Origin of the sequence: Actinomadura nitritigenes (assembly GCF_017573545.1) — a bacterium.
Classification (GTDB): domain Bacteria; phylum Actinomycetota; class Actinomycetes; order Streptosporangiales; family Streptosporangiaceae; genus Spirillospora; species Spirillospora nitritigenes.
This window is the reverse complement of sequence record NZ_JAGEOK010000014.1, coordinates 266705-276955: the sequence shown is the minus strand read 5'-3', so window position 1 is coordinate 276955 and position 10251 is coordinate 266705. Positions and strand designations below refer to the sequence as shown.

General features: G+C 71.9%; 11 protein-coding genes. 4 read left to right on the top strand and 7 right to left on the bottom strand.

The window, feature by feature from the left end; translation table 11 throughout:
• Positions 1–184: 184 nt before the first annotated feature.
• Positions 185–385, top strand: a complete 201-nt coding sequence (locus J4557_RS23500) for a hypothetical protein (RefSeq protein WP_208268876.1) — start codon at positions 185–187, stop codon at positions 383–385.
• Between the two features lie 153 nt (positions 386–538).
• Here the strand turns inward: J4557_RS23500 and J4557_RS23495 are convergent, their stop codons facing one another.
• Both J4557_RS23495 and J4557_RS23490 read right to left on the bottom strand, forming a co-directional pair.
• A complete protein-coding gene (locus J4557_RS23495; RefSeq protein WP_208268875.1) occupies positions 539–1102 on the bottom strand; it encodes a dihydrofolate reductase family protein in 564 nt (187 codons plus the stop codon).
• A gap of 313 nt (positions 1103–1415) precedes the next feature.
• The gene (locus J4557_RS23490; RefSeq protein ID WP_208268874.1) at positions 1416–1916 is read right to left on the bottom strand and encodes an anthrone oxygenase family protein; all 501 of its coding nucleotides are present in this window, start codon (positions 1914–1916) and stop codon (positions 1416–1418) included.
• Positions 1917–2109: 193 nt separating this feature from the next.
• On the opposite strand from J4557_RS23490, the gene J4557_RS23485 reads away from it, so the two are divergent.
• Complete coding sequence (locus tag J4557_RS23485) at positions 2110–2403, top strand: hypothetical protein (RefSeq protein WP_208268873.1); 294 nt, start codon at positions 2110–2112, stop codon at positions 2401–2403.
• Here J4557_RS23485 and J4557_RS23480 read toward each other — a convergent pair.
• Positions 2389–2646: a cell division protein SepF gene (locus J4557_RS23480; RefSeq protein ID WP_243776246.1), complete on the bottom strand. Its 258-nt coding sequence runs from the start codon at positions 2644–2646 to the stop codon at positions 2389–2391. The genes J4557_RS23485 and J4557_RS23480 overlap by 15 nt on opposite strands.
• Before the next feature lie 129 nt (positions 2647–2775).
• On the opposite strand from J4557_RS23480, the gene J4557_RS23475 reads away from it, so the two are divergent.
• Positions 2776–4020, top strand: a complete 1245-nt coding sequence (locus tag J4557_RS23475; protein WP_307800151.1) for an MFS transporter — start codon at positions 2776–2778, stop codon at positions 4018–4020.
• Here the strand turns inward: J4557_RS23475 and cydC are convergent.
• From cydC to J4557_RS23455, 4 genes are read right to left on the bottom strand one after another with little or no spacing between them, the layout of a single operon-like run.
• Positions 3974–5743, bottom strand: a complete 1770-nt coding sequence (gene cydC, locus J4557_RS23470; RefSeq protein ID WP_208268871.1) for a thiol reductant ABC exporter subunit CydC — start codon at positions 5741–5743, stop codon at positions 3974–3976. The genes J4557_RS23475 and cydC overlap by 47 nt on opposite strands.
• Positions 5740–7395, bottom strand: a complete 1656-nt coding sequence (gene cydD, locus J4557_RS23465; RefSeq protein WP_208268870.1) for a thiol reductant ABC exporter subunit CydD — start codon at positions 7393–7395, stop codon at positions 5740–5742. The genes cydC and cydD overlap by 4 nt, the downstream gene beginning before the upstream one ends.
• Positions 7392–8411, bottom strand: a complete 1020-nt coding sequence (gene cydB, locus J4557_RS23460) for a cytochrome d ubiquinol oxidase subunit II (protein WP_208268869.1) — start codon at positions 8409–8411, stop codon at positions 7392–7394. Before cydB ends, cydD begins: the two co-directional genes overlap by 4 nt.
• Positions 8412–8422: 11 nt before the next feature.
• Positions 8423–9838 carry a cytochrome ubiquinol oxidase subunit I gene (locus J4557_RS23455; protein WP_208268868.1) on the bottom strand — a complete coding sequence of 472 codons (1416 nt, stop codon included), beginning with the start codon at positions 9836–9838 and terminating at the stop codon, positions 8423–8425.
• A gap of 136 nt (positions 9839–9974) precedes the next feature.
• Here J4557_RS23455 and J4557_RS23450 point away from each other — a divergent pair, with 136 nt between their 5' ends.
• Positions 9975–10238, top strand: coding sequence for a hypothetical protein (locus tag J4557_RS23450; protein WP_208268867.1), 264 nt, complete (start codon positions 9975–9977; stop codon positions 10236–10238).
• Positions 10239–10251: the final 13 nt, after the last annotated feature.

Here is a 10251-nt window from a genome sequence, read left to right as displayed (position 1 = left end):
GCCCGATCATCCACCGGCGCCGTGCCGCCACCCTGCCGACGCGGCGTGAACCCCGGAATCAACGGCTCAACAATCGCCCACAACTCGTCCGGCACCAGCCGCAGCGCAAGATCCGACGACATGCCCCCAAATCATGCCGCACACCGGCGGTCGGATCCACGTGAGACACGCTCTTAAGTGTTCCTTGAAGCGGCTGCGCGAGGTGCGTGCTCGTCGACCAGCGGAGGTTCAGTCGCTCGCGTTCGCCGAATGGCGGGACGAGATGGCGGATGTACTCGATGAGCTGGCGCAGCGGCTCTTGTTCGAGTCGGACCGGGAGCAAGCGGCCGCAGAGGCGGAGGCTGCTCGGGAACAGGCCAGCGAGATCCGCGCGAGACTTGGTTGAGCGGGCTCGGGCCAGGGGCTGCGCCGCCCGATGCGGTTGTCTTGGCCGGTACACAACAGCCTTGATCCGGGACGGGTATCACGATCCCTTCGGAACACGGCGCCACGAGGTCCTTGGGTGGTTTGAAGCGCGGGCCGATCGCAGGGTGGGTACTCAGCGCCTGGTCTCGTACCTGGTCAGGAGTACGCCGTCGGGGAACCTCCGGGTCTCCACCAGGGTCAGGTTCACCCAGTTGTCCAGCGCCGTGAAGAACGGCGTGCCGCTGCCCACCAAGACCGGTGCGGTGACCAGCACGTACTCGTCGATCAGCCCGGCACGCATCGCCGCTGCGGCGAGTGTGGCGCCGCCGATGTCCATGGGGCCACCGTCCTCGGCCTTGAGCCGGGTGATCTCGGTGACCGCGTCGCCGGTGACCAGGCGGGCATTCCAGTCGACCGTGCTGATCGTGGAGGAGAACACCACCTTCGGCATGTCCCGCCAGCGGTGCGCGAACTCGATCTCCGCAGGTGTGGCGCCGGGCTGCTGGTCGGCGGTCGGCCAGTGGGAGCTCATCGTCTCCCACAGTTTGCGCCCGTACAGCGCCAGGCCGGTCGCCCCCACCCGGTCGGACCACCACTGGAACAGTTCGTCGCTCGGTACGCCCCAGCCGATGTCGTCGCCGGGCGCGGCGATGTAGCCGTCCAGGGTCAGGTTCATGCCGAAGGTCAGTTTCCGCATGGCGTCAGCCTCCTGTGAGCCGGTACTCGGCGTACAGACCAGCACGGCGCGGGAAAATCATCGGTCACGCCACACCGTGGGCTCGCCAAGCGGTGTACGAAAGGGACCCCGTACGTACACCCGACGCCACCGAGGCCGTCCTTCGTTTCGGTGATGTCGACGATGAGGGTTGCCGGGTCGAGGTCGTAGCACTTTGACGATAGGCCTCGGCGGTCAGGATGGCGGGGACGGGGCTCGGTGGGCGAGTGGCATCGCCGGCAGAAGTGGGTGCGGCCCGTGCTCGGGAGCACGGGCCGGCGGGGCGGTGGGGTGGTCAGTTCTTGCCCCAGAGGTAGGTGCCGGCGGCCATTGCGAGGAGGCTGATCCAGCTGGACACGGCGCGGACGGTGTTCCAGGCGGTCCAGCGGCCGGAGTAGTCCTTCCAGATCTCGGCCGCTTCGGCGGCGTGCTTGGGGATGTGCACGCCGTCCAGGTCGTTGTTCATGGGGATGTTGACGGCGAAGCTGGGGAACAGCGCGCCGAGCACGTACACGGCGGCCGCGGCCAGGAACAGGATGCCGGCGGCCTTCTGGTTCATCGTCATCAGCAGGACCCCGGCGACGGCCGCGAGCACGGGCAGCAGCATGAACATGCCGACGAACAGCGGGTTCTGGATGCGCTGGTTGATGGTCTGCATGGCGTCGATCGCCGAGGCCGGCCTCGCGCCGTTCAGGCCCGGCATGACGCCGGTGGAGAAGCCGAAGAACGTGCCGGCCATTCCGGCGGCCATGATGATCGAAAGGGTGGCCGAGGCGGCGGCGAAAGAGAACTTCATCAGGTCGTCCGATCGTGGGGTTTCCGTGGTGCTCTCGAGTCAACCGGGGCGCGTTCCGGTTCGACATCGTTGAGAAGCTCGACCCCATATGCGAGCGTCCACACAGCGGGAACCGCGGAGGCGACGTTGGCCCGCAGCGGCGGAGGCGGGTCGCGCCATCGACGGCCGGTGTGGGCGGGCGTAGTTTCGGGGAGTGGGAGGCGTCAGTCCGCAGCGGGTCGCGTTCGACGCGGCGCGTGTGCTGGTGTCGGCGGCGGGCAGCGATCTCTGCTGGTGGTTGTGCGGAGAGGTCGGCCGGTGCCTCGGGGCGAGGTACGAGGCCCGGTTGCTGGAGACCCGCCTGCGGTTGGAGCGGGACGACGTCTATTTCAGAGAGGCCGGGTGCTGGCGCGCCCTTCTGGAGGACGAGTTTCGGGACCGTCCCGATGTCGCCGAGTGCCTTTACCAGGTCATCGAGCCGTTGCTGGGGGCTTCAGGCGGTCGGTGAGGGGTCGGGGACGACGGTGGGGCGGGGCTGGCCCGCGGGGACGAGAAGGAAGATCTTCGGGGCGATGCGGTCCATGTCGCCGCCGCGGCCGAAGACGAGGCCGGCGGCGAAGTCGACGAACTGCTTCGCCACGTCGTCGGTCAGGGCCGTCAGGTCCATGACGACGGGGACGCGCTTGTTGCGGAAGAAGTGCCCTACGTGGAGCGCCTCGTTGTAGTCGCGGGGGCGCAGTGTCTTCACCATCACCCTGCCAGTCTCCCGGTGCTCGGTGTGGCGTCAAGCGCACAACCGGGGGTTGTGGGGCGGGTCGGGCGGTTGTTTGTGGGAGCGGCGGCGGCGGGTGTTGGATCGGCGGCGGACAAGGGGGGCGCCGTGCTCGGACGGGATTTCGCGTGGTTGTGGCGTGCGTACGCGGTCAGCACGCTGGGGACGTTGCTGGCGCTGGACGCGTTCCCGCTGATCGCGGTGCTGGCGCTGCACGTGGGGCCCGCGCAGGTGTCCATGATCGCCGCGACGAGCGGGACGGCGGCGGCGCTGCTCGCGGTGCCGCTGGGGCCGTGGATCGAGTTCCAGTACAAGCGGCGGTTGATGGTCCGGGCGGACCTGGTGCGGTTCGCGGTGCTGGTGACGGTGCCGGCCGCGTACGCCTTCGGGTCGTTGACGTACGCGCATCTGCTGGTGGTGGCGGTGGTCGTCGCGCTGGCGGACATCGTGTTCCGGGGGGCGAGCGGCGCGCATCTCAAGGAGTTGGTGCCGCAGCGTCTGCTGATGGAGGCGAACGGCCGGTTCGAGACGGTGCAGTGGATGGCGACGGCGGTGGGGCCGCCGGCGGGCGGGGCGCTGATCGGGGTGCTGGGGCCGGTGGTGACGGTGCTGCTGGACGCGGTCAGCTACGTGCTGTCGGCGCTGGGGATCAGGAGGATCGCGGCGCCGGAGGCGGAGCCGCCGGTGCGGGCGGGCGGCGCGTCGCGGTGGGCGGAGATCGGCGAGGGGTGGCGGGTGATCGCGGCGGAGCGGGAGCTGCGGCTGCTGTTCGCCAACAGCGTGCTCACCGGGGCGCTCATCATGGCGACGGCTCCGCTGCTGACCTATCTGATGCTGCACGACCTGGGGTTCTCGCCGCTGGAGTACGGGCTGGCGTTCGGGGTGCCGTGCCTCGGCGGGATCGCCGGGGCGCGGGTCTCGCGGCCGCTCGTCAAGCGGTACGGGCGGCGCACGATCATGCTGGTGTTCGGGGTCGGCCGGGCGGTGTGGCTGGTCGGGCTCGCGTTCGTCGGGACGGGGATCGGGGCGCTGCTGCTGGTGATGGCGATGGAGCTGGGGATCATCACCTGCATGGGGGTGTTCAACCCGATCTACGCCACGCGGAGGCTGGAGCTGGTCGAGGCCGGGAAGGTCGCCCGGATGGTCACCGCGTGGACGGTCAGCTCGCGCACCGCCATCGCCGTCCTCACGGCGCTGTGGGGTGTTCTGGGCGGGATCGTGGGCGTGCGGGCCGCGATCGCGGTGGCGGGGGTGCTGCTCATCGGGGCGTGCGCATTCCTGCCGTGGCGCCGGGAGCCGTCCGGTGTCACGGGAGACGCGTCGCCCGAGGCCGGGGTCCGCGTCCCGGGGTGACCGGAGGCTCGGTCTCGCGCTGCCAGAGGGTGCGGTAAAGGCCGGGACGGGAGATCAGCTCGGCATGGGTGCCGCGGTCGGCGACCCGGCCCCCGTCGAGGACGATGATCTCGTCGACGGCGTCCAGGCCGGTGAGGCGGTGGGTGACGAGCATGGTCGTGCGGCCTTCGGTGGCGGTGAGGAGGTCGGCGGTGAGCTCGTCGGCGGTCGCGGTGTCGAGGTGCTCGGCGGGCTCGTCGAGGAGCAGGACGGGGAAGCCGGCGAGGAGGGCGCGGGCCAGGGCGATGCGCTGGCGCTGGCCGCCGGACACCTGGGCGCCGTGCTCGCCGACGCGGGTGTCGAGGCCGCTGGGCAGCGACTCGACCCAGTCGAGGAGGCGCGCGCGGCGCAGGGCGTCGCGGATCTCGGCGTCGGTGGCGGCGGGGCGGGCGAGCCGGACGTTCTCGCCGATCGTCGAGTCGAACAGGTGCGCGTCCTGCGCGCACAGGCCGATGACCGTCCGGACGTCGTCGCCGGTCAGCGCGCGCAGGTCGGTGCCGTTGAGGGTCACCGAGCCGGACGCGGGTTCCAGGAAGCGGAGCAGGACGGAGGTCAGGGTCGTCTTGCCGGAGCCGGACGGCCCGACGATCGCGCAGCGGCGGCCCGGCGCGAGGCTCAGGGAGATCCCGTCGAGGGCGTAGGGGGCGGTGGGCGTCCACCGGGCCCGGAGGTCCTCGACCTGGAGGGTGTACGGCGCGGCGGGCAGCGGCGACGGGTCGGACGGCTCCTCCACAGGGGGCGGGGCGTCGAGCACCGCGAAGATCCGGGCGGCGGAGCGGCGGACCCGTTCGAGGTGCTGGGCGGCCAGCGGCAGGCCCGCGACGACCTCGAACGCGGCCAGCGGGAGCAGGACGATCACGGCGAGCAGGATCCCGTCGAGCGCGCCGGACCGGACGGCGGGAACGCCCACGGCGAGCGAGCCCCACACGGCCAGCCCGCCGGCGAGGGCGGAGACGGCCGCGCCGAGGCCGGTGGACGCGGCGGAACGGGCGGTGACGCGGGTGAAGTCGCGGTCCAGGCGGGCGGCCTCGGCGAGCCGCGCGGGCGCGGCGCCGTAGGCGATGAGCTCGGGGGCGCCCTGGAGGGTGTCGACGACGTGGGACGCGAGGTCGCCGCGCAGGTCGGTGGTGCGGCGCTCGGCGCGGCGCGCCGTCGCGGACGACAGCCAGGGCGCGGCGACGCCGGCGAGCAGCAGCGCGAGCAGCAGGATGACGCCCGCCGACGGGAGCAGGGCCCACGCGAGCCCGACGGACGCGCCGCCGACGACGGCGGCGACCGTGCACGGCAGCAGGACGCGGAGGAAGAGGTCCTGGACGGCGTCGACGTCGGCGACGAGGCGGTTCAGCAGGTCGCCGCCGCGGAAGGCGGGGAGCCCGCCGGGGGCGAGCCGCTCCAGCCGTTCGTACACGCGCGCGCGCAGGTCGGCCAGGATGCGGAAGGTCGCGTCATGGCCGACGAGGCGTTCGGCGTAGCGGAACACGCCGCGGCCGAGCCCGAATGCGCGGACGGCGACGATCGCGACCATCAGCATCAGGACGGGCGGGTGCTGGGCCGCGCGGGAGATGAGCCATGCGGAGGTCGCCATGAGGCCGACGCCGCTGCCGAGGGCGAGCACGCCGAACAGGACGGCGAGCAGCAGCCGTCCCCGCGCGGGGCGGGCGAGCCGGATGAGCCGGAGGATCATGCCGCCACCGCCGCGGGCTCGACGGTGACCACCCGGTCGGCAAGGGTGGCCAGGGCCGGGCGGTGCGCGACGAGCAGCACGGTCCGGCCGGCCCTGAGGCGCTCGACGGCGTCGATCACCGCGGCCTCGCTTTCGGCGTCGAGGTTGGAGGTGGGCTCGTCCAGCAGGAGGAGCGGCGCGTCGCGCAGGAACGCGCGGGCGAGGGCGATGCGCTGGCGCTGGCCCGCCGACAGGCCGGCGCCCCGGTCGCCGAGCTCCGTGTCGAACCCGCCGGGCAGGGCTTCGATGAACTCCAGCGCGTTCGCGGCCTCGGCGGCGGCCCGCACGTCCGCGCCGGAGGCGTCCGGGCGGCCGAGCCGGATGTTGTCGGCGACCGTCCCGGCGAACAGGTAGGGGCGCTGGGGGACCCAGGCGATCCGGTCGCGCCAGGCGTCCGGGGCGAAGCCGGCGACGTCGTCCCAGTCGGCGAGGACGCGTCCGGCGTCCGGCCGGACGAATCCGAGCAGCACTGACAGCACGGTCGACTTCCCGGCGCCGCTCGGCCCGACGAGCGCGACGGTCTCGCCGGGGTGGACGGTCAGCGAGAAGCCGTCGAGGGCGGGGACGTCGCGTCCGGGATAGGCGACCGTGACCCCGTCCAGCCGGAGCGTCGCGCGGGACAGGTCCGGGACGTCCGACCGGGTGCCGGCGGCGGGCACCGGGGTCTCGAGGACCTCGAAGATCCGGGACGCGGCGGTGAGGCCCTCGACGCTCGCGTGGTACTGCGCGCCGACCTGCCGCAGCGGCAGGTACGCCTCGGGCGCCAGGACCAGGACGAGCAGGGCCGTCTCCAGCCCGAGCCCGCCGTCGACGAGCCGCAGCCCGATCGACACGGCGACGAGCGCGACCGACAGCGTCGACAGCAGTTCGAGCACGAGGGCGGACAGGAACGCGACCCGCAGCGTCGCCATGGTCGCGCGCCGGTGCCGGTCGGTGACCTCGCGGATCCGGTCGGCCTGCGCGCGCGCCCGGCCGAAGATCTTCAGCGTGGGCAGGCCGGCGACGACGTCGAGGAAGTGGGCGGCGAGGACCGACAGCGTCCGCCACTGCCGGTCCATCTTCCGCTGCGTGGTGAGCCCGACGAGGATCGCGAAGACCGGGATGAGCGGCAGCGTCGCGGCGATCGTGACGGCGGACGGCCAGTCGCCGAGCAGGATCCGCAGCCCGACGGCGGCCGGGACGATCACCGCGAGGACGAGCTGCGGCAGGTAGCGGGAGAAGTAGTCGTCGAGCGCGTCGATGCCGCGGGTGGCGAGGGCGGCGAGCTCGCCGCTGCGCTCGCCGGACAGCCAGCGCGGCCCGAGCGCCATCGCGTGGGCGAGGAGCCGGCCGCGCAGTTGCGACTTCACGGCGGCGGACGAGCGGTGCGCGGCGACCTCCTGCAGCCAGGCCACCAGGGCGCGCCCGGCGACGACGGCCAGCAGGAGCAGCATCGGGGTGCGCAGCCCGCTGAGCGTGGCGCCGCCGAGGAACGCCCGGGTGAGCATGCCGGCGAGGAGCGTCGCCTGCGCGATGATCAGTGCGGCGGTGGCGGTGCCGAGCGCCACGGACGACAGCAGGAAGATCCGGGTGGTCCGGGCGTAGCGCAGCAGCCGCGGGTCGAGGGGCTTCACCGCACCGGCTCCGGCTTCTTCGGCGCGGCCGGGATGTGGGCGGTGCCGATCCGCCTGCGGAACACCCAGTACGTCCAGCCCTGGTAGATCAGCACGATCGGGGTGAACGCGGCGGCGACCCACGTCATGATCTTCAGCGTGTAGTCGCTGGACGCGGCGTTGTCCGTGGTCAGGGTGCCGGACGCGAGCGTGGACGGCATCACGTCCGGGAACAGCGCGGTGAACAGGGTGGCGACGGCGAGCACGATGGCGGCGCCGGTGCCGATGAACGCCCAGCCCTCGCGCCCGCGCCGGTTCGCGACGGCGGCGAGCAGCAGCCCGGCGGCGGCGCCCCCGGCGGTCAGCCAGGTCACCGGCTTGCCGTGCTGGAGCTGGGTGATCAGCAGGAAGGTCCCGCCGGCGGCGATCGCGGCGACGACCGCGATCTCCGCGACGCGGCGCGCCCGGAACCGGATCTCGCCGGACGTCTTCAGCGCGAGGAACACCGCCCCGTGCAGGACGAACAGGACCGTCGTGGTGAGGCCGCCGAGCAGCGCGTACGGGTTGAGCAGGTCGAGCAGCGTCCCAGTGAACTCGTGCGAGGCGTCCAGCGGCACGCCGCGGACGATGTTGGAGAACGCGACGCCCCACAGGAACGCGGGCAGCAGGCTCCCCCAGAAGATCGCCCGGTCCCAGCGGGCCCGCCAGCGCGCGTCGTCCCGCTTGCCGCGGTACTCGAACGCGACGCCGCGGACGATCAGCGAGAGCAGGATGGCGAGCAGCGGCAGGTAGAAGCCGCTGAACAGGGTGGCGTACCACTCGGGGAACGCGGCGAACGTGGCGGCGCCGGCGACGATGAACCACACCTCGTTGCCGTCCCAGACGGGCCCGATGGTGTTGATGACGACGCGGCGCTCGACGTCGTCGCGGCCGAGGACGGGCAGCAGTATCCCGACGCCGAAGTCGAAGCCTTCGAGGAAGAAGTAGCTCGTCCACAGGAAGGCGATGATGACGAACCAGACGGTGGTGAGTTCCATGGCCGGCTCCCTCAGTAGGCGAACGCGAGCGAGCGCTCGGCGTCGTCGGAGTCGTCGCCTGACGGCGGCGGGGGCAGCACCTCGTCCTCCGTGGGCGGCCCGGCCTTGGCGTACTTGAGCATCAGCCCGACCTCGATGATCAGGAGGACGCCGTACAGCGCGGTCAGCGAGACGACGGAGATGAGCATCGACGTCGGGGACACCCCGGGCGAGACGCTCGCGGAGGTCTTGAGCACGCCGAACACCGACCAGGGCTGCCGTCCGGTCTCGGTGAAGATCCATCCGGCGGAGTTGCCGATGAACGGGAGCGTCAGCGACAGGACGCCCGCGCGGTACACCCAGCGGTTGGACGGCAGCCGCCCGCGCCGCAGCAGCCACAGCCCGGCGACCGAGACGAGCGCGGTGAGGATCCCGACGCCGGCCATGACGCGGAAGTTCCAGTAGGCGACGGGCACGGCGGGCCGGTAGTCGCCGGGACCGAAGCGGGCCTCCTCGGCGGCCTGGACGTCGTCGATGCCCTTGACCTCGCCGTCGAAGCTGCCGGTGGCGAGGAACGACAGGACGCGCGGCACCTTGATCCCGAAGACCTCCTTGTGGCCGTCCGGCGTGCCGACGGTGAAGATGGAGAAGGAGGCGGGCTGCTCGGTCTTGTAGAGGGCCTCGGCGGCGGCCATCTTCATCGGCTGCTGCTCGGTCATGACCTTGCCCTGGAGGTCCCCGGTGATCGCGACGCCGATCGAGGCGACGGCGGTGACGGCGAGGGCGACCTTCAGCGACGGGCGGAAGACCTCGATGTTCTTGCGGCGGGCGAGGTGCCAGGCGCTGACGCCCGCCATGAACAGGCCGCCGGTGACGAACGCGGCCGTGATCGTGTGCGGGAACGAGACGAGCTGCGTGGAGTTGGTGAGGACGGCCCAGAAGTCGGTGAGGACGGCCCGCCCGGTCTGGTGGTCGATCCGGTAGCCGACGGGGTGCTGCATCCACGAGTTGGCGGCGAGGATGAAGTACGCCGACAGCAGGGTGCCGATGTGGACGAGCCAGATGCAGGCGTTGTGGAGCCGGCGGTCGAGCCGGTCCCAGCCGAAGATCCACAGGCCGAGGAAGGTGGACTCGACGAAGAAGGCGAGGAGGCCCTCGATGGCGAGCGGGGCGCCGAAGATGTCGCCGACGAAGCGGGAGTAGTCGCTCCAGTTCATCCCGAACTGGAACTCCTGCACGATGCCGGTGACGATCCCCATCGCGAAGTTGATCAGGAAGAGCTTCCCCCAGAACTTCGTGGCCCGCAGGTAGTGCGTCCTGCCGGTCCGCAGCCACGCCGTCTCCAGGCCCGCGACCAGCGCGGACAGTCCGATGGTGAGCGGGACGAACAGGAAGTGGTAGACGGTGGTGATCCCGAACTGCCACCGTGCGATGTCGACCGAGTCCATGGGCGGACGCCTCTCCGGCTCATCTACTACGAGCTGTAGTACTACGACCTGTAAGGAATACTACGGCCTGTAGTACTACGAGTCGTCGTAACATCCCTCACACGCGCCGCGCACGCGCGCGCCTAGACTCGCGCGCATGGAGCTGAGGGACGCCACGCGCATGATCCTTTCCGAGTCCGCCCCGCACCCGGAGCTGCTCCGGGTCAGCCGGCAGGCGCACGACGCGCTGGCCGCGGGACGGCCGGTGCCGTACGCGGAGCTGAGCTGGATGCTCAAGGAGGCGGCCCGCAAGAACGTCTACCCCGCCGTCCACGCCCGGTACGGCGCCGACGCGTTCGACGAGATGGTCCTCGTGCTCGGGCGCGAGATCGACCGGCAGGCGCCGGTCGTCCGCCGCTAGCTCCGGCGGCGGC